The sequence below is a fragment of the Acidovorax sp. NCPPB 3576 genome, from assembly GCF_028473605.1.
GTDB lineage: Bacteria > Pseudomonadota > Gammaproteobacteria > Burkholderiales > Burkholderiaceae_C > Paracidovorax.
This window is the reverse complement of sequence record NZ_CP097267.1, coordinates 2,309,549-2,330,950: the sequence shown is the minus strand read 5'-3', so window position 1 is coordinate 2,330,950 and position 21,402 is coordinate 2,309,549. Positions and strand designations below refer to the sequence as shown.

The following is a 21,402-nucleotide window of genomic DNA, read 5'->3' as shown; positions in this document are numbered from 1 at the left end:
ACCCGCACTCGACGAACGAAAGAGAAGTCCCCATGAGCACGATGGAACGGATTCTTCGACTGATGGCCGAAAAGCGGGCGTCGGACGTGTACCTGTCGGCCAACGCGCCGGCGCTGATCAAGATCAACGGCGAGTGCGTGCCGATCAACACGCAGGTGCTGCCGGCCGACGCGCCGAAGAACCTGCTGGCCGAGATCGTTCCGCCCGACCGCATCGAGGAGCTGGAGGAAACCGGCGAGCTCAACATGGGCGTGCCGCTCACCGGGGTCGGGCGCTTCCGGGTGAGCGCGATGCGCCAGCGCGGCAGCTACGCGGTGGTGATCCGCTTCATCGCCCAGCACATTCCGCCGCTGGCCACGCTGAACCTGCCGCCTGTGCTGAGCGACCTCATCCTCGAAAAACGCGGGCTGCTGCTGGTCGTGGGGGCCACGGGCTCGGGCAAGAGCACCACGCTCGCGTCGATGATCGACAGCCGCAACGAGCAGCTCACCGGCCACATCCTGACCGTGGAAGACCCGGTGGAATACCAGTTCCGCAACAAGAAGTCGATCGTGAACCAGCGCGAGATCGGGGCCGACACGCAGTCGCTGCAGATCGCCCTGAAAAACGCCCTGCGCCAGGCACCCGATGTGATTTTGATCGGCGAAATCCGCGACCGCGAGACCATGTCCGCCGCCATCGCATACGCGCAATCCGGGCACCTGTGCCTGGCCACGCTGCACGGCAACAACAGCTACCACGCGCTCAACCGGATTTTGAGCTTCTACCCCGTCGAGGTGCGCCCCACCATGCTGGGCGACCTGGGCTCGGCGCTGAAAGCCATCGTGTCGCAGCGCCTGGTGCGCACCCCGGCCGGCGAGCGGGTCCCCGCCGTCGAGGTCATGCTCAACACCAAGCTGGTGGGCGACCTGATCGAGAAGGGTGATTTTTCCGGCGTGCGCGAAGCCATGGAAAAGTCCATGGCCGAAGGCTCGCAGACGTTCGAGGAGGCGCTGGCCCAGCTCATCCTGGAAGGCCGCATCGACCGCAAGGAAGGCATGGCCTATGCCGATTCGCCCACCAATCTGATGTGGCGCCTGCAAAACGATTTCTCCCTGGCCTCCAAGAACGCCAAAGCCCAGAGCGAGGCCGCGCGGGAAGAGGAAGACCAGCCGTCCTTTACCGAGATCGTGCTGGACGTCAAGCCGTCCTGACCTGCCCGCCCTCTTTCGTCCGAACCGCCTGCCCACACGATGTCCCGAACCCTGCACCTGGCCGAACAGCTCATTGCCCGCCCCTCCATCACCCCCAACGACGCGGGCTGCCTGGAGCTGCTGGCCGACCGCCTGCGGCCGCTCGGCTTCGAATGCGAACGCATGGACAGCGGGCCGCAGGATTTCCGGGTCAGCAATTTGTGGGCAAAACGGCCCGCAGCGCAATCGATACTAGGGCGTGATGCTATTAAAACAGTAGCATTCGCCGGCCACACCGATGTGGTGCCCACCGGCCCGGTGGAGCAATGGGGCAGCGATCCCTTCACCCCCATGCACCGGGGCGGCAAGCTCTACGGCCGCGGCGCAAGCGATATGAAGACGTCGATCGCCGCATTCGTCGTGGCCGTGGAAGAGTTTCTGGCGGCCACGCCCGAGCCGGACCTGCAGATCGCGTTCCTGCTCACCAGCGACGAAGAGGGCCCCTCGGTGGACGGCACCAAGGTCGTGGTCGATCGGCTGCGCGAACGCGGCGAGGCGCTGCACTACTGCATCGTGGGTGAACCCACTTCGGTCGAGAAGACCGGCGACATGATCAAGAACGGCCGCCGCGGCACCTTGAGCGGGCGGCTCACCGTGCGGGGCGTGCAGGGGCACATCGCCTACCCGCAACTGGCGCGCAACCCCATCCACCAGGCCCTGCCGGCGCTGGCGGAACTGGCCGCCATCCGCTGGGACGAGGGCAACACCTTCTTCCCGCCCACCAGCTGGCAGATCAGCAACATGCACGGCGGCACGGGCGCGACCAACGTCATCCCGGGCGCGGTGGTGATCGACTTCAACTTCCGCTTTTCCACCGAATCGACGGCCGAGGGCCTGAAACAGCGCGTACATGCGCTGCTGGACCGCCATGGCCTCGAATACGGCCTTTCCTGGACGCTGGGCGGCCAGCCGTTTCTCACGGAGCCCGGCGAACTGGTGCGGGCCGTGCAGCAGGCAGTCCTGGATGAAACAGGCCTGGCCACCGAGCTGTCCACCACCGGCGGCACCAGCGACGGGCGCTTCATCGCCCAGATCTGCCCGCAGGTGATCGAACTGGGCCCCCCTAACGCCACCATCCACAAGATCGACGAGCACGTGGTCGTGGCCGACATCGAGCCGCTGAAGAACATCTACCGCCGCACGCTCGAGCATCTGAACGCACAGGCGGCCGCATGAGCATGGGTTCGCAATCCGCTGCCCATGCTGTGGTGGTGCACGGCGGCACGGTCGGTGACCTCATCGCCTCCGGCACCGCGCGGCTGCAGGCCTCGGGCGTGGCCTTCGGGCACGGCACCACCAATGCGCGCGACGAGGCCGTGTGGCTGGTGCTGTGGCGCCTGGGCATTCCCCTGGACGAGCCGCTGGACGATGGCCTGGAGCCCGTCTCCGCCCGCGCCGTTGCCGCCGCCGATCAGGCCCAGGTGGCCGCACTGTTCGAAGAACGCATCGCCACCCGCAAGCCCGCGGCCTATCTGACGCGCGAAGCGTGGCTGCAAGGTGTGCCGTTTTATGTGGACGAGCGGGCCATCGTGCCGCGCAGCTTCATTGCCGAGCTGCTGGTGAATCCGCCAGTGGACGGCGGCATCGACGGTTTTCTGGGAGAGCAGACGCGCGCCGTGCTGGACCTGTGCACTGGCAACGGCAGCCTGGCCATCCTGGCGGCCATGGTCTATCCGGACGTGCAGATCACCGGGGCCGACCTCTCGCCCGACGCGCTGGCCGTGGCCCGCATCAATGTGGACAAGCATGGCCTGCAGGACCGCGTGGCCCTGCAGCTGTCGGATGGATTGGACGCCGTGCCCGGCCCGTGGGACCTGATTCTTTGCAATCCCCCCTACGTGAATGCGCAGAGCATGGCCGCGCTGCCCCAGGAGTACCGCGCCGAGCCCGCACTGGCGCTCGCGGGTGGCACGGATGGCATGGACTTCGTGCGCCGCCTGCTCGCCCAGGCGCCCGGCTGCATGACCGAAGACGGCGTGCTGGTGCTGGAGATCGGCAACGAGCGCCACCATTTCGAGGCGGCATTTCCGGAACTTCCCGTATTCTGGCTCGACACCAGCGCAGGCGAAGACCAGGTGCTGCTCATCACCCGCGAGGCTTTGGTGGCACACCCGACCTGATTTCAGCGCGCTGACCGGGGCCGCCCGTGCGCCCCACCCTTTCGCGCATGCCGCCCCGGGTGGCACGCGCCGGGCCACGGCTGCCGCCGGGCCCTTGGATTTTTCTCCGGGTGTTTCTTTTGAACACCCTTGCTGGCTTTTATCGATGATCACACTCAAAAACGTCACCTTGCGCCGCAGCGCGAAGGTCCTGCTCGACCGCGTCTCCGTCACCATCAACCCCGGAGAGAACGTGGGCCTGGTCGGACGCAACGGCGCGGGCAAATCCAGCCTCTTCGCTCTGCTCAACCGCACGCTGCACGAAGACGGCGGCGACTTCTTCGTGCCGCCCCAGTGGCGCATGGCCCAGGTCGCGCAGAACATGCCCGAGACCTCGGAGTCGGCCACCGAATTCGTGCTGAACGGCGACACCCGGCTGGCCGAACTGCGCCAGGCGCTGACCCGCGCCGAGCAGGACGAAGACGGCATGGCCATCGCGCATGCCTATTCCGACCTGGCCGATGCCGGCGACCACGACGCCGTGCCGCGCGCCCAGGCGCTGATCCTGGGCCTGGGGTTCCGCGTGTCCGAACTGGAACACCCAGTGAACAGCTTCTCGGGCGGCTGGCGCATGCGCCTGCAACTGGCGCGCGCGCTGATGAGCCCCAGCGACCTGCTGCTGCTCGACGAGCCCACCAATCACTTGGACTTGGATGCACTGGTGTGGCTGGAGGCCTGGCTCAAGCGCTACGCCGGCACGCTGATCGTGATCAGCCATGACCGCGAATTCCTCGATGCGATCACCAACGTCACGCTGCAGATCGAGAACGCGCAGTTGAACCGCTTCGGCGGCAATTACAGCCGCTTCGAGGAACTGCGCGCGCAGCAGATCGAGCTGCAGCAGGCCTCGTTCGCCAAGCAGCAGGACAAGATCGCCCACTTGCAGAAGTTCATCGACCGTTTCAAGGCCAAGGCCAGCAAGGCCAAACAGGCGCAGAGCCGCGTCAAGGCGCTGGAGCGCATGGAAAAGATCGCGCCGCTGCTGGCCGAGGCGGAGTTCACCTTCGAGTTCAAGGAGCCCGTCAACCTGCCCAACCCCATGCTGGCGATCAGCGACGCATCGTTCGGCTACACGCCCGACGAAGGCGAGCCGACGACCATCCTGCGGCACGTGAGCCGCTCCGTGCTGGCAGGCCAGCGCATCGGCATTCTGGGCGCCAACGGCCAGGGCAAGTCCACGCTGGTCAAGACCATCGCGCGCGAGATGAAGCCGCTGGCCGGCTCGGTCATCGAGGGCAAGGGCTTGTCGATCGGCTATTTCGCGCAGCAGGAGCTGGACGTGCTTCGGCCCGCCGACAATCCGCTGGAGCACATGATCCGCCTGGCCAGGGAAATGGGCGCCAGCGCCCGCGAACCCAGCCGCGAGCAGGACCTGCGCAGCTACCTGGGCAGCTTCAACTTCTCCGGCGACATGGTCAAGCAGTCGGTTGGCACCATGAGCGGTGGCGAGAAGGCCCGTCTGGTGCTGGCGATGATCGTCTGGCAGCGCCCCAACCTGCTGCTGCTGGACGAACCCACCAACCACCTGGATTTGGCGACGCGCGAGGCATTGTCCATGGCGCTCAACGAGTTCGAGGGCACCGTGATGCTGGTCAGCCATGACCGGGCGCTGCTGCGCGCGGTCTGCGACGAATTCTGGCTGGTGGGACGCGGCGTGGTCGGACCCTTCGACGGCGACCTGGACGACTACCAGCGCTATCTGCTCGAAGAGTCCAAGCGCCTGCGTGAACAGGCCAAGGCGGCCGAGTCGGCAGCGGCTTCAGCACCCGCAGTGGCCGTGACCGCGCCCGTGGTGGCGGCAACGACGGCACCCCCTGCTGCAGCGGCGCCCATTGCAGCGCCCGTGGCACGCGATGCGCGAGAGCAACGCAAGCTCGGCGCCCAGGCCCGGCAACAACTGACCGAGAAAACACGCCCTCTGAAACGCGAACTCGAACAGATCAATCAACGATTGGCCGCACTGACGACCGAAAAGGGCCAGATCGAGGAACGCCTGACCCAGTCACTGCCGTCCGCCGAAATCGCCGAAAACGGCCGTCGACTGAAAGCGTGCACCGATGAAACCGACCGGCTCGAAGAACGCTGGCTGGAAATTTCATCCGAGGTGGAGGCCCTCGAATCTCAAGCCAACGAAGCGTAAAACCATGTAACCATTGCCACTGAATTGCAGTTCTGGTACAGATGGCACTTGCTTTAATAGCTATTAATTTAGGAGCAAAAAAATTGCCGCCAACTGGTTGCGTTTTTTTGCATTCTTCTGTCAACGGGCTTTCCGGGCGGGGCGTTGTTCATCCATCACAGGAGATAACCGTATGAATACCACCGCTATCATGTCCGCCTGGCCCGAAGACGAACGCGACCGCAAGCGCGCACCGGCCCGCCTCTGAGGGCTGGCGCATCGGCCCAGAAGGCTCCAGTCCCCTCGACATCGCAGCCTCCGCCAGCGCCTCCTTCCTTCCCCCTCTCTTCCCTCCCCCAATTGAAAAAACCCCGCCATGGCGGGGTTTTTGTTGCCTGAGCAGTGCCGCAATGCATGCGGCATCTGCCATTCGGCTTCAGCCCATGTGCAAGCCACCATTGACCGAAAAATCGGCCCCCGTGGCGTAGCCGCCCTCTTCCGAGGCCAGCCAGGCGATGATCGATGCGATTTCGCTCGGCTCGCCCAGGCGCTTGACCGGAACGGTGGCGACGATCTTTTCCAGCACATCCGGGCGAATGGCCTTGACCATGTCAGTGCCGATATAGCCCGGGCTCACCGTATTCACGGTCACACCCTTGTTCGCCAGTTCCTGCGCCAGAGCCATCGAAAAACCGTGCATGCCGGCTTTGGCGGCGGAATAGTTGGTCTGGCCGGCTTGGCCCTTCTCGCCGTTCACGCTGCTGATGTTGATGATCCGGCCCCAGCCCTTTTCCACCATGTCGCCCACGACCTGCTTGGTCACGTTGAACATGCTGTTGAGGTTGGTTTCGATGACCGCGTCCCAGTCTTCGCGCGACATCTTGAGGAACATGCGGTCCCGCGTGATGCCCGCGTTGTTCACCAGCACGTCGATGGTGCCGTGATCGGCCTTGGTGGCCGTGAAGGCATCCACGGTGGAATCCCAGTCGCCGACATTGCCCACCGAGGCATAGAAGCTGTACCCCAGCGCCTTTTGCTCGGCCAGCCACTTGGCGTGATCACGCGTGGGCCCGCAGCCCGCGATGACCTTGAATCCATCCTTGTGCAAACGCTGGCAGATGGCCGTTCCGATGCCACCCATGCCCCCTGTGACATACGCTACTTTCTGGTTCATGTGAGTTCTCCTTATCAACGATTCACGCGAGCACTCTAACCAAGATTCCACGCCCGGCCGCTGAGGAAAACACCGAGCCATACAAATTTTGACAAAGCCATGCGGGGCCCGCGTGCTATCAGAACCGCAGCAAAAGAGGCTGCGGGCGAAAAAAAAGCCGCACCCGGGTGCGGCCTGCTGGGCAGAAGACGAGAAGCGGCGGCTGGCCCGCCGCTCGCCGATCAAGCCCGCTCGACTGCCAGCGACACGCCCATGCCGCCGCCGATGCACAGGGCGGCCACACCCTTCTTGGCGCCGCGGCGCTTCATTTCGTGCAGCAGCGAGACCAGCACGCGGCAACCGGACGCCCCGATGGGGTGGCCGATGGCAATGGCGCCGCCGTTCACGTTGACCTTGGAGACATCCAGGCCCAGCGCCTGGTTCACGGCGCAGGCCTGGGCGGCGAAGGCCTCGTTCAGCTCGAACAGGTCCACGTCGTCCGCCGTCCAGCCGGCGCGTTTCAGGGCCTTGCGCGTGGCCGACACCGGGCCCATGCCCATCGTGGCGGGGTCCAGGCCGCTGGTGCCGTAGGAGACGATGCGTGCCAGCGGCTCCAGGCCCAGTTCAGCGGCCTTCTTGGCGCTCATCACCACCACGGCGGCGGCACCATCGTTCAGGCCCGAGGCATTGCCCGCGGTGACCGTGCCGGCCTTGTCGAAGGCCGGGCGCAGGCCCGACAGGGCCTCTGCATTGGTCTTGCGGTTGAGGTACTCGTCGGCGTTGAAGAGCACGGGGTCGCCCTTCTTCTGCGCCAAGCTGACGGTCACGATCTCATCGGAGAACTTGCCGGCATCCTGTGCGGCGGCGGCCTTTTGCTGGCTGCCCAGGGCCAGCGCGTCCTGCTGCTCGCGCGTGATGCCGTGTTCCTTGGCGACGTTCTCGGCGGTGATGCCCATGTGGTATTGGTTGTACACGTCCCACAGGCCGTCCACGATCATGGTGTCGGTCATCTTCCAGTCGCCCATGCGCTGGCCTTCGCGAGAGCCGTTCAGCACGTGGGGCGACAGGCTCATGTTTTCCTGGCCGCCGGCCACCACGATCTCGCTGTCGCCCGTGGCGATGGCCTGGGCGGCCAGCATGACGGCTTTCAGGCCCGAGCCGCAGACGGCGTTGATGGTGAGCGCGGGCGTTTCCTTGGCCACGCCGGCCTTCATCATGGCCTGACGCGCGGGGTTCTGGCCGACGCCGGCCGTCAGCACCTGGCCCATGATGACTTCGCCGACCTGGTCCAGCGGCACCTTGGCGCGGGCCAGGGCCTCCTTGATGACGATGGCGCCCAGTTCGGTGGCGGGGGTCTTGGCGAGCGCGCCGCCGAACTTGCCCACGGCCGTGCGAACGGCGGAAACGATGACGATGTCTTCCATATCAGTCCTTTTTTGTGCAGAAACGGGAATCTTGAAATCGAGGTGGCATGCGGGCTGCGGCACGCCCTGCGGCCGATTCTTGCAGCCGCCGATGAAACGCCAGCCGCGTCAGGCCTTTTGCTTGACGTAGCGCCCCGGCGCCGGTTCGGTGGCCTTGAAGCGCGTGCCCCGGCCATAGGTCTTGGGCGCCGCGACCAGCTTGCCGGCATGGCCCTTGAGCCAGCGCGACCAGTCGGTCCACCAGCTGCCGGGGTGCTCGGTGGCGCCCTTCAGCCATTCGTCGAGCGAGCCGGGCAACTGGCCGTCTTCGCGGAGCCAGTGGCTGCGCTTTTTCTTGGCCGGCGGATTGATCACGCCGGCGATGTGGCCGGACGCGCCCATGACGAAACGCTTCTTGCCCGGCAGCACCTGGGTGGAGGCGTAGGCCGCGTCGATGGGCACGATGTGATCCTCGCGCGAGCCGTAGATGTACACCGGCAGGTCCACGAAGTTCAGGTCGATCGGCTCGCCGCACACCGTGAGCCGGCCGGGCTGCACCAGGTTGTTCTCGAGGTAGAAGTTGCGCAGGTACCAGGCATAGAAGGGGCCGGGCAGATTGGTGCTGTCGCTGTTCCAGTACAGCAGGTCGAATGGTGGCGGCGTCTCGCCCTTGAGGTAGTTGCCCACCACGTAGTTCCACACCAGGTCGTTGGGCCGCAGGAAGCTGAAGGTGGAGGCCAGGTCCTGCCCCTTCATCATGCCGCCCTTGCCCATCTGCAGCTCGCGGAACTGCACGAACGCCTCGTCGATGAATACGTCCAGGATGCCCGTGTTGGAAAAGTCGATGAGCGTGGTGAGGAACGTGGCGCTCGCCACCGGCTCTTCACCGCGCGCGGCCAGCACGGCCAGCGCGTTGCTCAGGATGGTGCCGCCCACGCAGAAGCCCAGGGCGTTGATCTGGGCCGCGCCGGTGATGTCCTGCACCGTGCCGATGGCGGCCAGCGCGCCCTCTTCCACGTAGTCGTCCCACGTTTTATGGGCCAGCGAATCGTCGGGATTGCGCCAGCTTACGACGAAGGTGCGGTGCCCCTCGCTCACGGCATGGCGGATCAGCGAGTTCTCGGGCTGCAGGTCGAGGATGTAGAACTTGTTGATGCACGGCGGCACCATGAGGAAGGGCCGCTCGTGCACCTTGTCGGTGAGCGGCTTGTATTCGATGAGCTGGAACAGCGCGTTCTCGAACACGACCGCACCCTCGGTGGTGGCCACGTTGCGGCCGACCTCGAACAGGCTTTCGTCGGTCATCGAGACATGGCCCTGGCGCAGGTCATGCAGCAGGTTGGCCACGCCCTTGGCGATGCTCTCGCCCTGCGTTTCGATGGCTTTCTTCTGGGCCTCGGCATTGAAGGCGAGGAAGTTGCTGGGCGCCATGGCGGCCATCCATTGCTCCACGCCGAAGCGGATGCGGGCGCGGGTCTTGGCATCGGACTCGACCGCATCGACCAAACCCATGAGGGTGCGCGCATTGAGCAGGTAGGCCGCCGCCGAGAAGGCGGCCACGGGGTTCTGCGCCCAGGCATCGCCGCTGAAACGGCGGTCCGCGCTGGCGTTGGGCTGGGCGCCCTGCGTCCAGAGCGCGGTGGCGTCTTTCACGTATTGCTGCTGCAGGGCCGCGAGTTTTTCAGGAGCAAACTGCACCGGCGCGGCAGACGCCTTGGGTGGGATGCCAGCCACGCCCGCCGGGGCGGCCTGCTGGAAAGCCTGCATCGCCTGGGTCCAGCCCTTGCCCAGCATTTGCTGGAACTGCTGGAATGCCTGGGTGTCCGGTCCCCAGGGTGATTCAGAATCCGCCATATGTTCGTCTCCTCCACAAGAATATGCTTGGCCGCGTCAGGGGCGAGCCATGGCGGCCATTGTTGCCGAGCGGCGAGCGCCGTGGCAACGCCGCTTTCCTTTTTTCACCAACTGCCTCCAAACCCAGGCCGAAACATGTATCTCGTTGTCATTGGATGGCTGTATGTCACGCTGCTCATGGCGGTGGCCGAAGCCATGGCCCCGAACGGCACGGTGCTGGGCGCCATCATCACGTTCGCGTTCTACGGGCTGCTGCCCATGTCCATCGTGGTGTACATCCTGGGCACGCCGGGCCGCAAACGCGCGATCCATGCAAGGCAGCTGGCCGAGCGGGAAGCGCACACGCAAGCGCAAGCGCAAGCACAGGCAGCGGCGTCTCCAAAAACCTCGGAGCCCGCTCAGCCGCATCCATCAACGGCCGGCGGCATGGTCGAGCCAGATGCAGGCGGCAAAGCGGCCACTGCCCCCGAAGGCGCTGCCGTAGCGGTGCGAAAAGAACCGTGACGACTGGCCCACGGTGCACCATGCGGCGCTGCCGTCATTGCCGTACACGCGGCTGACGCCCAGCGCCTGGAGCCGCTGCCGCGCCAGGCCCGCGAGATCGGCCAGGTATTTGCCGCCGCCCCGAGAGACGAAATGCCGATCGGCCAAGGCGTGCACATCGCAGAACGCAGCGCGGACCTCGGCGCCCACTTCGAACGCGGTCGGGCCGATGCAGGGGCCCAGCCAGGCCATGCAGTCGGACGCCGGGGCCTCGGATGCCGCTGCAGGCCCCGAAACAGATGCTACATTTTTTATAGCATCACCCCCTAGTTTTGATTGCGGCGGAGGCCCAAAACACTCCAAGGCCGCTTCCAGCACACCGCGCCCTTCTTGCCCCGCCAGGCCACGCCAGCCGGCATGCGCCGCCGCCACGCGGCTGCCGTGCGCATCGGTCAGCAGCACCGGCAGGCAGTCGGCCACCATGATCGTGCAGGCCACGCCGGGCCCGGTGGCGGTGCAGGCATCGGACTGCGTGCCGTCATCGGTGTCGGGGCCGAGTTCAGCCACTTGCCAGCCGTGCACCTGACGCAGAAAGACCGGGCGGGCCACCTGGTCGTTACCCCAGCGCAGCGCTTCCTGCAGGATGCGCCGGTTGGCCTGCACCGCCAGCGGATCGTCTCCCACATGGTCGCCCAGGTTGAGCGCGTCGTAGGGCGACGCGCTCACGCCGCCCGCGCGCGTGGTGCACAGCGCGCGCACATGGGCGGGCGCCGGCCAGTCGGGCACCAGCCAATCGTGGCCCAGTGGTGGCGTGGACATCGGCGCGGTCAGGCTTCGTGGTCCGGGCAGGCGGACGGGTGCGCGCCCTGGAAGGCCGGCAGCGCCATGGCGGCTTCCCACGCGGCCATGGTGAGCGGCAGGCCGTCCAGATTCACGCGAAATCGCTGGGCATTGAAGATCTGCGGCACCAGGCAGCAGTCGGCCAACGTGGGCACATCGCCCCAGCAGAACTGCGAGGGGGCCAGTCCCGCGGCCTGCCGCTCCTGCGCCAGCAGGCCCAGCTGGCGTTCGAAAGCCGCCAGGCCGTTGCGCGTCCAGTGTTGGTACCAGGCGCTCTTGGTGTCTTCGCTCTGCTGCAGCTCCTGCGTGAGGTACTTGAGCACGCGCAGGTTGTTGATGGGGTGGATTTCGCAGGCGATCATCTGTGCCAGCGCCCGCACCTGAGCGCGGCCGAGCGGATCGGCAGGCAGCAAAGGGGGCGCGGGATGCGTCTCGTCGAGGTACTCGATGATGGCCAGCGACTGCGCCAGGGTGTGGCCGTCGTCGGTGACCAGCGCCGGCACGAGCGGGTCGCCCAGCCGGTCGGCATAGGCAGGAAGGCGGTGTTCGGCACGCACCAGGTGCACCGGCACATAGTCGTAGGGCAGGCCCTTGATCCCCAGGGCGATGCGCACGCGGTACGAGGACGATGAACGGAAGTAGTTGAACAGCTGCATGGTGCGGCGAGCATAACGCCGCCCCGCCGCGGACAGCGACCGCACCGGCCCCGTGGCACACTGCCGGTTTGCGCCCGCGCCGGCAAGAAGCCGCCGCGCGGCCACCCCAAAACCCGGCCCGGCATGCCCCGCGCCATTCCCTTTTCGAAGAAAGGCAGACATGAGCTATGTGATTCCTCCTGCGGCTGTGGCCAGCGTGCCCGTCATCGGCACCGGCGACCGATTCCCCGTGCACCGCATCTACTGCGTGGGCCGCAACTACGAAGAACACGCCAAGGAAATGGGCTTCACCGGCCGCGAGCCGCCCTTCTTCTTCATGAAGCCCGCCGACGCCCTGGTCGTGGTCGATGCCGGCCAGACGGGCACGCTGCCCTACCCCACGCTCACTGCCAACCTGCACCACGAGATCGAACTGGTCGTGGCCATCGGCAAGGGCGGCAAGGGCATCACCGCGGCCGACGCGCTGCAGCACGTCTATGGCTATGCCGTGGGCCTGGACATGACGCGCCGCGACCTGCAGAACGACATGAAGAAGCAGGGCCGCCCCTGGGAGATCGGCAAGGCCTTCGAGCACAGCGCGCCCATCGGCCCCATCACGCCGGCCGCGCAGGCGGGCAACGTGGCACAGGCCGCGATCTGGCTGCAGGTGAATGGCGCCGACCGCCAGCGCAGCACCGTCTCGCAGCTGATCTGGAACATCGCCGAAACCATCGAGCACCTGTCGGCCGCGTGGGAGCTGCAGCCCGGCGACCTGATCTTCACGGGCACGCCGGAAGGCGTGGCCGCCGTAGTGCGCGGCGACACGCTCGAAGGCGGCGTGGACGGCCTGGGCACCCTGCGCCTGGCCGTCGCCTGACCCCGGTTGCCGAGCGCGGCCTGGCCCTGGCGTTGCCGCCACCGGCCGGGCCGCTGTTGCCGTTCTGCCGCCGTCCCACGCTTCACGTTATAAAAACCGAATGACCTCCCGCAGCCCGATCAAGCACTGCCGCGAATGTGGAGCGGCCGTGGCGTACCGCATTCCCGACGATGGGGACACCAAGCTCCGCGCCGTCTGTCCCGCCTGCCACACCATCCATTACGAGAACCCGCTGAACGTGGTGGGCACCTTGCCCGTGTGGCGCGACCAGGTGCTGCTGTGCCGGCGCGCCATCGAGCCGCGCCTCGGCAAATGGACCCTGCCGGCAGGCTTCATGGAACTGAACGAAACCACCGCCCAGGGCGCGGAGCGCGAGACCGACGAGGAAGCCGGCGCGCAGATCCGGATGGGGCCGCTGTTCAGCCTGCTGAGCGTGCGCCACGTGGGCCAGGTGCATTTCTTCTACCTGGCCGAGTTGCTCAGCGACCAGTTCGACCCGGGCTACGAGACCCTGGAGGCGCGCCTGTTCGCCGAAGACGAGGTGCCCTGGGACGAGATCGCCTTCCGCACCGTGAAGACCACGCTGGAGCGCTATTTCGCCGACCGCAAGGCAGGCCGGTTCGGGCTGCACTGCGTGGACATCGACTGACCCTGATGCCTTCGCGGGGCGGGCCCTGCGGCCGGTTCCATAAAAAAGGGCGCAGCCACGTCACCGTGGCCTGCGCCCTCTTGCTTTTCGGGCACCCGCCACCGGAGCGGGCACCCGAAGATCGCCTCAGGCGATCACTTGAGCCACTTGTCCGCCGACTGCTTGAGCGTGCCGCGGGCGTCCAGCAGGCCCCAGACGAACTCCATCACGCGCGAATAGTCGGCGTCGTCCTTGGGCAGCATGAAGCCCAGGGTGTTGGTGGGCGTGAGCGGCGCATTGATGAACGCAGCGGTCAGGCGCGGGTCGGCCTTGGCGTAGTGCAGGGCTTCGTAGGTTTCGGTGATCATCACGTCGCCCTTGCCTTCGGCGATCAGCGCGGGGATTTCGGCGTTCTTGTCGTGCGTGCTGACCTGCGCGGCGGTCAGGTTCTGCAGCACGAAGGTTTCGTTGGTGCCGCCAGGGTTCTTGATGACGCGCACGGACGATTTGTTCAGGTCCTGCAGCGTCTGGTACTGGGCCTTGTCGGCCGTGCGCACCAGAGCCACCTTGCCGAACGGCGCGTAGCCGGGAAGCATCTCGATCTGGCGGATGCGCGTGACGTTGCGGGTGATGCCGCCCACGGCCACGTCGAACTTGTCGCCCTGCAGGTCCTTCATCAGGTTGGGCCAGCTCGTCGCCACGTATTCGACCTTCACGCCCATTTCCTTGGCCATCAGTTCGATCACGTCGATGTCATGCCCGCTGTAGCCGGCATCGGTCTTGATGGCGAAGGGGCGGTAGTCGCCGGGCGTGCCCACGCGCAGGACCTTGCTTTCCATGATCTTGTCCAGCCGGGGGCCGGCGTGGGCAGCGGTCACGAGCGACAGGCAGATCACGGCGCCAGCGGCGACCAGGGAACGCATTTTTCGAGCAATCATGGCAAGGGTATCCAGAGGTTGAGGGGGAGGATCGCAACGGCGCGGCGGCCATGGCACCGGCCGCGAACGCACCGCTGGCAAGCATAGCGGAGAGCGGTCGGGATGCGGGCCATGGCGTGCGGAAAGCGCGTTCAGGGCTTGGATTCGATGAAGAACGGCAGCCCGCCGCCTGCAGGCGCAGGCGCAGGCGCTGGCGCCACGGGGGTGGAGGCATCGCCCGTGCCGCCGTTCTGGGGAGCGGTGGGCTGCGGCACCGCCGGCATGGTCTGCTGCCCGCCGAAGCTCGCGCCCGGAAAACCGTTGCTCTCGGGCGGCGCGGCTACGGGTGGGGCCTCGGGCGTCGCATCCTGCAGCGGTTTGAGCGGTGCTTCGGAGATGTCCGGGGCCTCGGGCAACCCCTGGGGCGCCGACGCATCGGAGGCCGGGCGCATCGCGGGCTCGACCGGGGCCATGCCCTGCGCGGGCGGCGGCGTGTCGGTGGCCGGGCCGGTGCGGCGGCCGAAGAGGTCATAGACCCAGGTGCGCATGCCGCCCACGGCGTTGTCCATCCAGCCGCCCTTTTCCTCCTCGTCGATGAATCGCTCGCGCGTGTCGATCACCTTGGTTCGCAGGGCCTGCTGGAACACCTCGCCCACCATGGGCAGCGCGCTGTGGGCGCCCTGCCCCCAGTAGTCGCTGCGCAGGGTGATGCGGCCGTCGTTGAAGCCGGCCCAGGCACCGGCCACCAGCTGCGGGTGCATCAGGATGAACCAGCCGTCGGTGTTGTCCTGCGTGGTGCCGGTCTTGCCCGCCACGTCGGCAGTGATGCCGTAGCGGCTTCGGATGGCAACTCCCGTGCCTTTGTCGATCACGCCGCGCATGGCGTCCCGCAGGGCCTGCACGGCCGACAGGCCCGCGGCCCGCTCGGGGTCGGCGGGGGCGAAGTCCTCCAGCACCTTGCCGTTCTTGTCTTCGATGCGCGTGATGACGATGGGCGCGCGGTACTGGCCGCCGTTGGCGATGGTGCCGTAGGCAGCCACCATTTCCTTGAGCGTGACGGGGCTCGTGCCCAGGGCCAGCGAGGGCACCACGTCCAGGCGCGACTCGCGCACGCCCATGGCCTGCGCCCAGCGCGCCACGCGCTCGGGGCCGACCTTCTGCATGACCTGCGCGGTGATGGTGTTCTTGGAATACGCCAGGCCGTCGGCCAGGGTCATGGGCTCGTTCGTGGGCGGGCCTTCGTCGGTGGGGCGCCAGACCTGGCGGCCGCCCAGGGGAATCTCCACCGCCTCGTCCATCAGCGTGTCGGTGGGCAGCAGGCCGTTGGCGAATGCCGCGCCGTACACGAACGGCTTGAAGGTGGAGCCCGGCTGGCGGCGCGCGGCTTGCACGTGGTCGAACGGATCGATGGCGAAGTCGCGGCTGCCCACCCAGGCGCGCACCTCGCCACTGCGCGGGTCCAGCGCCAGGAAGCCGGCCTGCACGCGCGTCTTTTGCTGGCGCAATTGGCGCATGAAGGGAGCGTCGTCCAGCAAGCCCTGAAGGGCCTCTTCGGGCGTGGCGCCCTTGGCCACGGCGGCTTCGTATTGCGCCGATTCGCGCACCAGCGACTGCACCAGCGGGCCCTTGGGGTTCCAGGCATTGCGCGAGGCCCAGGCGCTGTCGGCCACGCCCTGCAATTGCCGGCCCTGCCGGGTGACCGCCTGGTTGGCGAAGGCCTGCAGGCGCGAGTCGATGGTGGTGCGGATCACCAGGCCATCGGCATACAGACTGTAGCCGTTGCGGTCGGCCCAGTCGATGAGCTGCTTGCGCAATTGCTGCGCCAGGTGCGGCGTGGGGCCGGCGGTTTCGACCTGGCGCTCGAAGCGGATGCGCAGCGGCCGGCGCGACAGGGTGTCGTACTCCTCGGCGGTGAGCTTGCCGCGCTTTTTCATCTGCGACAGCACGGTATTGCGCCGCTCCTGCGCTCGCTCGGGGTTGAGCACGGGGTTGTAGTAGCTCGTGCCCTTGAGCATGCCGATGAGGGTGGCGCTCTCCAGCACGGTGAGCTTGTCGGCCGACTTGTCGAAGTACGTGCGCGCGGCCATCTCGATGCCGTAGGCGTTGTACAGGAACGGCACGGTGTTCAGGTAGGTCTCCAGGATTTCGTCCTTGGAGTACAGCACCTCGATCTTGAGCGCCGTGATGGCTTCTTTCAGCTTGCGCGTGAGCGTGGGCGCGCGGCCGATGTCCTCGGGATAGAGATTGCGCGCGAGCTGCTGCGTGATGGTGGAGCCGCCCTGCTTGTCGCCGCCCAGTGTGCGGATCAGCGCCGAACCGGTGCGCCGCCAGTCGAGGCCGAAGTGGTCGTAGAAGCGGTGATCCTCGGTGGCGATGAGGGCGTCCTTCACCGAGGGGGCGATGCCCTCCAGGGGCACCCATTCGCGGTTGACCCATTTGTATTCGGCCAGCAGGCGGCCATCGGCCGAGACGAGTTGCGCGGGCTGCTCGGTCTTGGCCTTGCGGATGTCGCTGATGGCCGGGGTAAACGGGATCAGCGCCAGTACGTACAGCAGCAGGGCCAGGGGCACGGCCAGCAGCGCCCACAGCACGGCGCGCCGGGACAGTTGCTGGGCAATGAACGAGGCCAGGCGCTGCAGCGGCGCCGGGGCGTGGCCCTGCCACGCGGAAGACAGGCGCGCGCGCAGGGAGGCAAGCACGGGAGGCATCAAAAGCTTTGAATAAAAAAGGGCCTCAGCGCAATTTCATCATGCGCTGACAGCTATTAAAAATATAGCAAACCAATTCAGGGCCTGGCACGCCTCAAGCGGACTCGCGCCCCAGCAGGGTCAGCATGCCGGCCTCGTCCAGCACGGGCACGCCCAACTCCCGCAACTTGACGTGCTTGCGAGTCCCCGTCAGGACGATGGTTTGACCACCAGGAACTGCACGGCGCACTCGGCCGAGGCACCCATCTCCCCTTGCTCTCCTCAGGAACCTTGTTTCTCAACCATCTCCTGCTAGTGGAATTGGTAGATGGAGCAGAGGGCTTCGGCACAAAGGCGCCGCTGTCGTTGACCGCCAGCGGCTGCCCACGCGCGGGTCGTCATGATAGCCCCAGGTTGTGTGAGGCTGGTGACGGTAACGCCGTCCGCGGCACGAGGCAATACCCGCTGCGCCTCAATGCTTGGCGGCCCCGCACATCCGCTGCGGGGTAATGCGGATCGAGCAACTTGGTAAATGCGACGTGAATACTGACAAGATTTTTTACGTCTGTGGCTTTTTGTAGCATTATTAATTATGAGTTAACTTGGAAAATATGTAATATAGTCAAGGCCGAAACGAAGAGTGCCTCTTCGAAACTCGAAGTCAAATGATATTTATGAAACACAAGATATTAATATTCGGTGTATTGGCAGCGATTCTGATCGCCATATTTTTTCCAACAAAAACCAATAACAGTCCGCAAAAAAATCAAGCAGGCAATACAAATATCAATACCCCTTCGGTTATGGAATACCCAAAGATGACCGACGGGCAAAATACCACCATTTCGCCCATGAGACCTACGGTCAATAAGAATATTCAAAAATATCAGCAGCGCATTTCTGAATTACTTACAGCATTAACCCCGCCTGAGAAGCCGACCTGGGAAATCGTTCAGGATTACAGAAAAAAATCACAGAAAACGGCTGAAGACGACGCCAAAGTCTTGTCGTCACTGTCATATTGCATCAACATGCAGGGGAGTTCAGATGCTTTAATTAAAGCAAAAAGCAGTGGCACAGCCGTAGCCGGCGAAATCGCGGCACTAGAAAATAACGTCGATCAGTCTTCAAAGTTTTGTGGCCGGTTATTAGACAGTGACTATCAGATCAGGTCCGATATTGTCGCTGCACGTGCCCAAAAAGGAGATACGGAGGCCATGTTGGCCTTCATGGACGTAGGGCCTCGGGGACGCTGGCAAGCCGATTTTGCGGTAGCTGGAATCAGTGCCGAAGAACTTCAAGCGTGGAAGCACACGGCCGCTGATTACCTTGAAAAAGCGGCAATGGCAAAGAATCTTGCCGCACTGAATACCCTCGCTTCTATATATAGCGTCTCACCTAAAAGCCACGACGAATTGAACTCTATGTTCGTTGATATGTACGACCCAGTTAAATCCTATGGGTATGCATACGCATGGGTTTATTCAATGAAGCCCGACGGCAATATGAATATAAATAATGCGCTTTCCAACTATTTAAACCATTTTGAAAGGAATCTTAGTACAGATCAAATTCAACGAGGAAAGCACAACGCCGAAAAAATTTTATCCGTTATTCAAAGGGTTGAAAATGATTCAAAAAATTAAGAATATTTTGCTGATTGGGCTATTGCTTGTAACTGCTTTTGTTATTGCGCGTGATTATGGAAGGTATAAATGCCCTACTTGCTCCATCACCATGAGTCCCGCTGAAGTAAGGGCATTTATTGGAGTTTTTGTGAATCCCAATGTAAGCATGTGGGCCGCTAACGACACAGTGTCTATTTGTGATGGCACCACCTGTACGCAATATTTAACACCGAATCAAGGCGTTTTATGGAGCCCAAAGCTTAAATACCCAGATCCCGGAATAGATTACAAAGGTGAAGGGCAACCCCTTGCAGATGGTGGGGGGCTTGATCCAAATCCGGGAAATGCAGGCGCACCCGGGTCCGGTGGTTTCGTCGATCCTGTACCTGTGGGGGTAGTGACCGTCGGCAATATTTATCCCGACGGATTTTTTAACGAGCCAATCTGCAACATGATTTCCGACACCGGAATCAACGGCTGCTGATGTTTGATGTCGATTGCAACTTGCAGGGGCTGGGGATAACCGACTCACGTGTTTTAGCGGCCCAGCAGGGCCAGCATGCCGGCCTCGTCCAGCACGGGCACGCCCAGCTCCTGCGCCTTCACCAGCTTGCTGCCGGCCTCTTCGCCCGCGACGACGTAGCTGGTCTTCTTGCTGACCGAGCCCGCCACCTTGGCGCCAGCCGACTCCAGCAGGTCCTTGGCATCGTCGCGGCTCAGGGTGGGCAAGGTGCCGGTGAGCACGATGGTCTGGCCGGCCAGGGGCAGCACGGCCCGCTCGGCCGGGGCGCCCTCGGGCCAGGTGACGCCGCAGGCGCGCAGTTGCTCGACGACCTCGCGGTTGTGCGGCTGGTCGAAGAAGGTGCGGATCGCCTCGGCCACGATGGGGCCGACGTCGTTCACCTCCAGCAGTTGCTCCACGCTCGCGTCCATGATCGCGTCCAGGCCGCCGAAGTGGCGCGCCAGGTCCTTGGCCGTGGCCTCGCCGATGTGGCGAATCCCCAAGCCGAACAGAAAGCGCGGCAAGGTGGTCTGCTTGGACTTTTCCAACGCGGCGAGCACGTTCTGGGCCGACTTTTCCGCCATGCGCTCCAGGCTGCTGAGGGCGGTGAGGCCCAGGCGGTACAGGTCGGGCAAGGTGCGGATGACCTGGCCCTCGACCAACTGGTCCACCAGCTTGTCGCCCAGGCCTTCGATGTCCATGGCGCGCCGCGCGGCGAAGTGCAGGATGGCTTCCTTGCGCTGGGCGGCGCAGAACAGGCCGCCCGAGCAGCGGTGGTTGACCTCGCCCTTTTCGCGCACCACAGCGCTGCCGCAGATCGGGCACTGCCGGGGCATGCGGAAGTTGGGCACATAGGGATCGCGCGGCGGGGCGGGCAGGCTGACGGGCACGTCACTGCCCGCCGCATCGGCGGCAGCGGCCAGATCGACCCGATCCACCAGCGCATCGGTGGCTGCCGCGGCGGCGGCGTCTTCACGGATGGGCTCGGGCGCCGGCATGGCCGCGCCCAGCGCCGGCGGCACCACGGCCACGACCTCGGGAATCACGTCGCCCGCGCGCCGCACAATCACCTGGTCGCCCACGCGGGCCTTCTTGCGGCGCAGCTCGAACAGGTTGTGCAGCGTGGCGTTGGTGACGGTCACGCCGCCCACGAACACCGGCGCCAGCCGCGCCACGGGGGTGAGCTTGCCGGTGCGCCCCACCTGCACGTCGATGCCGTCCATGCGGGTGACCATCTCCTGCGCCGGGTATTTGTGCGCCACGGCCCAGCGCGGCTCGCGCGTGACGAAGCCCAGCTGGCGCTGCAGGTCCAGGCGGTTGACCTTGTAAACCACGCCGTCGATGTCGTAGGGCAGGCGGTCGCGCGAGGCGCCGATCTCCTGGTGGAAGGCAATGAGTTCGTCGGCGCCATGCGCCACGCGCACCTGCGCCGCCACCGGGAATCCCCAGGCTTTCAGCGCCTGCAGCATGTCGTAGTGCGTGCCGAAGTCGGGCCCGCCCTCGCCGGCCGGCGTGATGTCGCCCAGGCCGTAGGCGAAAAAGCTCAAGGGACGCTGCGCAGAGATGCTCGAATCGAGCTGCCGCACCGCCCCCGCCGCCGCGTTGCGCGGGTTGACGAAGGTCTTGCCGCCCGCCTCGCGCTGGCGTTCGTTGAGCTGGTCGAAATCGGCCCGGCGCATGTACACCTCGCCGCGCACTTCCAGCACCGGCGGAGCGCCGTTTTGGCCGCCCGTGGGCAGCGTCAAAGGAATCTGGCGGATGGCGCGCACGTTGTGCGTCACGTCCTCGCCCACCTCGCCGTCGCCGCGCGTGGCGGCCTGCACCAGGCGGCCGTTTTCGTAGCGCAGGCTCATGGCCAGGCCGTCGAACTTGGGCTCGGCCACGTATTCGACGGGCGCATCGCCCTCGGCCCGTTTCAACTCGCGCCGCACGCGGGCGTCGAAGGTGCGCGCGCCGCTGGCTTCGGTGTCGGTCTCGGTGCGGATGCTGAGCATGGGCACGCGGTGGCGCACGGGCGACAGGCCCTCCATCACCGCGCCGATCACGCGCTGCGTGGGCGAGTCGGGCGTGAGCAACTCGGGGTGGGCGGTCTCCAGGGCCTGCAGGGCCTGGAAGGCGCGGTCGTACTCGGCGTCGGGCACGGTGGGCTCGTCCAGCACGTAGTACTGGTGCGCCCACTGGTTGAGCTGGGCGCGAAGTGCTTCAATTTTTATAGCAACCTGCCCTAGGGAATCATGCGCTGGGGCGGAAAAAAGGTCCGGACTCTTGGCCATGGCCTTGGCCTC

The 21,402-nt window shown here is 65.3% G+C and carries 18 protein-coding genes; 9 read left to right on the top strand and 9 right to left on the bottom strand.

What is annotated here, in order from left to right; translation table 11 throughout:
* The first annotated feature begins 32 nt into the window (after positions 1 to 32).
* From M5C98_RS10730 to M5C98_RS10715, 4 genes are all read left to right on the top strand, one after another.
* Positions 33 to 1,193: a PilT/PilU family type 4a pilus ATPase gene (locus M5C98_RS10730; protein ID WP_272552691.1), complete on the top strand. Its 1,161-nt coding sequence runs from the start codon at positions 33 to 35 to the stop codon at positions 1,191 to 1,193.
* 39 nt (positions 1,194 to 1,232) lie between these two features.
* On the top strand, positions 1,233 to 2,408 hold the full coding sequence (gene dapE, locus M5C98_RS10725) for a succinyl-diaminopimelate desuccinylase (protein WP_272552690.1): 1,176 nt from the start codon (positions 1,233 to 1,235) through the stop codon (positions 2,406 to 2,408).
* Positions 2,405 to 3,352, top strand: coding sequence for a 50S ribosomal protein L3 N(5)-glutamine methyltransferase (gene prmB / locus M5C98_RS10720; RefSeq protein WP_272552689.1), 948 nt, complete (start codon positions 2,405 to 2,407; stop codon positions 3,350 to 3,352). The genes dapE and prmB overlap by 4 nt, the downstream gene beginning before the upstream one ends.
* A 145-nt stretch (positions 3,353 to 3,497) precedes the next feature.
* The gene (locus tag M5C98_RS10715; protein WP_272552688.1) at positions 3,498 to 5,531 is read left to right on the top strand and encodes an ABC-F family ATP-binding cassette domain-containing protein; all 2,034 of its coding nucleotides are present in this window, start codon (positions 3,498 to 3,500) and stop codon (positions 5,529 to 5,531) included.
* A gap of 415 nt (positions 5,532 to 5,946) precedes the next feature.
* On the opposite strand, the gene phbB is transcribed toward M5C98_RS10715, so the two are convergent.
* The 3 genes from phbB to M5C98_RS10700 form a co-directional block, all read right to left on the bottom strand.
* Positions 5,947 to 6,684 (bottom strand): acetoacetyl-CoA reductase, encoded by a 738-nt coding sequence (gene phbB, locus M5C98_RS10710; protein WP_272552687.1) that lies wholly within the window; start codon positions 6,682 to 6,684, stop codon positions 5,947 to 5,949.
* Between the two features lie 221 nt (positions 6,685 to 6,905).
* Entirely contained in the window at positions 6,906 to 8,087 is a 1,182-nt protein-coding gene (locus M5C98_RS10705) for an acetyl-CoA C-acetyltransferase (RefSeq protein WP_272552686.1), read from the bottom strand.
* A gap of 108 nt (positions 8,088 to 8,195) precedes the next feature.
* The gene (locus M5C98_RS10700) at positions 8,196 to 9,920 is read right to left on the bottom strand and encodes a PHA/PHB synthase family protein (RefSeq protein WP_272552685.1); all 1,725 of its coding nucleotides are present in this window, start codon (positions 9,918 to 9,920) and stop codon (positions 8,196 to 8,198) included.
* Positions 9,921 to 10,055: 135 nt separating this feature from the next.
* Between M5C98_RS10700 and M5C98_RS10695 the strand changes: the two genes are divergently transcribed.
* Positions 10,056 to 10,424, top strand: coding sequence for a hypothetical protein (locus tag M5C98_RS10695; RefSeq protein WP_272552684.1), 369 nt, complete (start codon positions 10,056 to 10,058; stop codon positions 10,422 to 10,424).
* Here the strand turns inward: M5C98_RS10695 and M5C98_RS10690 are convergent.
* Complete coding sequence (locus M5C98_RS10690; protein ID WP_272552683.1) at positions 10,332 to 11,222, bottom strand: polyphenol oxidase family protein; 891 nt, start codon at positions 11,220 to 11,222, stop codon at positions 10,332 to 10,334. The genes M5C98_RS10695 and M5C98_RS10690 overlap by 93 nt on opposite strands.
* Before the next feature lie 8 nt (positions 11,223 to 11,230).
* Positions 11,231 to 11,899: a maleylacetoacetate isomerase gene (gene maiA, locus M5C98_RS10685; protein WP_272552682.1), complete on the bottom strand. Its 669-nt coding sequence runs from the start codon at positions 11,897 to 11,899 to the stop codon at positions 11,231 to 11,233.
* Positions 11,900 to 12,059: 160 nt separating this feature from the next.
* On the opposite strand from maiA, the gene M5C98_RS10680 reads away from it, so the two are divergent.
* Positions 12,060 to 12,755: a fumarylacetoacetate hydrolase family protein gene (locus M5C98_RS10680; RefSeq protein ID WP_272552681.1), complete on the top strand. Its 696-nt coding sequence runs from the start codon at positions 12,060 to 12,062 to the stop codon at positions 12,753 to 12,755.
* A 100-nt stretch (positions 12,756 to 12,855) separates the two neighbouring features.
* The gene (locus M5C98_RS10675) at positions 12,856 to 13,404 is read left to right on the top strand and encodes an NUDIX hydrolase (RefSeq protein ID WP_272552680.1); all 549 of its coding nucleotides are present in this window, start codon (positions 12,856 to 12,858) and stop codon (positions 13,402 to 13,404) included.
* A gap of 134 nt (positions 13,405 to 13,538) precedes the next feature.
* Here the strand turns inward: M5C98_RS10675 and M5C98_RS10670 are convergent, their stop codons facing one another.
* From M5C98_RS10670 to M5C98_RS10660, 3 genes are all read right to left on the bottom strand, one after another.
* Positions 13,539 to 14,321: a transporter substrate-binding domain-containing protein gene (locus tag M5C98_RS10670; RefSeq protein ID WP_442867260.1), complete on the bottom strand. Its 783-nt coding sequence runs from the start codon at positions 14,319 to 14,321 to the stop codon at positions 13,539 to 13,541.
* 131 nt (positions 14,322 to 14,452) lie between these two features.
* Positions 14,453 to 17,008 carry a penicillin-binding protein 1A gene (locus tag M5C98_RS10665; RefSeq protein ID WP_272552679.1) on the bottom strand — a complete coding sequence of 852 codons (2,556 nt, stop codon included), beginning with the start codon at positions 17,006 to 17,008 and terminating at the stop codon, positions 14,453 to 14,455.
* A 94-nt stretch (positions 17,009 to 17,102) separates the two neighbouring features.
* Positions 17,103 to 17,237: a hypothetical protein gene (locus M5C98_RS10660; RefSeq protein WP_272552678.1), complete on the bottom strand. Its 135-nt coding sequence runs from the start codon at positions 17,235 to 17,237 to the stop codon at positions 17,103 to 17,105.
* A gap of 424 nt (positions 17,238 to 17,661) precedes the next feature.
* Between M5C98_RS10660 and M5C98_RS10655 the strand changes: the two genes are divergently transcribed.
* Positions 17,662 to 18,633: a hypothetical protein gene (locus tag M5C98_RS10655; RefSeq protein ID WP_272552677.1), complete on the top strand. Its 972-nt coding sequence runs from the start codon at positions 17,662 to 17,664 to the stop codon at positions 18,631 to 18,633.
* Positions 18,617 to 19,099: a hypothetical protein gene (locus tag M5C98_RS10650; RefSeq protein WP_272552676.1), complete on the top strand. Its 483-nt coding sequence runs from the start codon at positions 18,617 to 18,619 to the stop codon at positions 19,097 to 19,099. Before M5C98_RS10655 ends, M5C98_RS10650 begins: the two co-directional genes overlap by 17 nt.
* Positions 19,100 to 19,152: 53 nt before the next feature.
* Here the strand turns inward: M5C98_RS10650 and ligA are convergent, their stop codons facing one another.
* Entirely contained in the window at positions 19,153 to 21,390 is a 2,238-nt protein-coding gene (gene ligA, locus M5C98_RS10645) for an NAD-dependent DNA ligase LigA (protein ID WP_272552675.1), read from the bottom strand.
* Between the last annotated feature and the right edge of the window lie 12 nt (positions 21,391 to 21,402).

Bases quoted from the DNA above. Each gene is read 5' to 3' on its own strand.
- M5C98_RS10730 (WP_272552691.1), top strand. From the start codon at position 33: ATGAGCACGATGGAACGGATTCTTCGACTGATGGCCGAAAAGCGGGCG.
- dapE (WP_272552690.1), top strand. From the start codon at position 1,233: ATGTCCCGAACCCTGCACCTGGCCGAACAGCTCATTGCCCGCCCCTCC.
- prmB (WP_272552689.1), top strand. From the start codon at position 2,405: ATGAGCATGGGTTCGCAATCCGCTGCCCATGCTGTGGTGGTGCACGGC.
- M5C98_RS10715 (WP_272552688.1), top strand. From the start codon at position 3,498: ATGATCACACTCAAAAACGTCACCTTGCGCCGCAGCGCGAAGGTCCTG.
- phbB (WP_272552687.1), bottom strand. From the start codon at position 6,684: ATGAACCAGAAAGTAGCGTATGTCACAGGGGGCATGGGTGGCATCGGA.
- M5C98_RS10705 (WP_272552686.1), bottom strand. From the start codon at position 8,087: ATGGAAGACATCGTCATCGTTTCCGCCGTTCGCACGGCCGTGGGCAAG.
- M5C98_RS10700 (WP_272552685.1), bottom strand. From the start codon at position 9,920: ATGGCGGATTCTGAATCACCCTGGGGACCGGACACCCAGGCATTCCAG.
- M5C98_RS10695 (WP_272552684.1), top strand. From the start codon at position 10,056: ATGTATCTCGTTGTCATTGGATGGCTGTATGTCACGCTGCTCATGGCG.
- M5C98_RS10690 (WP_272552683.1), bottom strand. From the start codon at position 11,222: ATGTCCACGCCACCACTGGGCCACGATTGGCTGGTGCCCGACTGGCCG.
- maiA (WP_272552682.1), bottom strand. From the start codon at position 11,899: ATGCAGCTGTTCAACTACTTCCGTTCATCGTCCTCGTACCGCGTGCGC.
- M5C98_RS10680 (WP_272552681.1), top strand. From the start codon at position 12,060: ATGAGCTATGTGATTCCTCCTGCGGCTGTGGCCAGCGTGCCCGTCATC.
- M5C98_RS10675 (WP_272552680.1), top strand. From the start codon at position 12,856: ATGACCTCCCGCAGCCCGATCAAGCACTGCCGCGAATGTGGAGCGGCC.
- M5C98_RS10670 (WP_442867260.1), bottom strand. From the start codon at position 14,321: ATGATTGCTCGAAAAATGCGTTCCCTGGTCGCCGCTGGCGCCGTGATC.
- M5C98_RS10665 (WP_272552679.1), bottom strand. From the start codon at position 17,008: ATGCCTCCCGTGCTTGCCTCCCTGCGCGCGCGCCTGTCTTCCGCGTGG.
- M5C98_RS10655 (WP_272552677.1), top strand. From the start codon at position 17,662: ATGAAACACAAGATATTAATATTCGGTGTATTGGCAGCGATTCTGATC.
- M5C98_RS10650 (WP_272552676.1), top strand. From the start codon at position 18,617: ATGATTCAAAAAATTAAGAATATTTTGCTGATTGGGCTATTGCTTGTA.
- ligA (WP_272552675.1), bottom strand. From the start codon at position 21,390: ATGGCCAAGAGTCCGGACCTTTTTTCCGCCCCAGCGCATGATTCCCTA.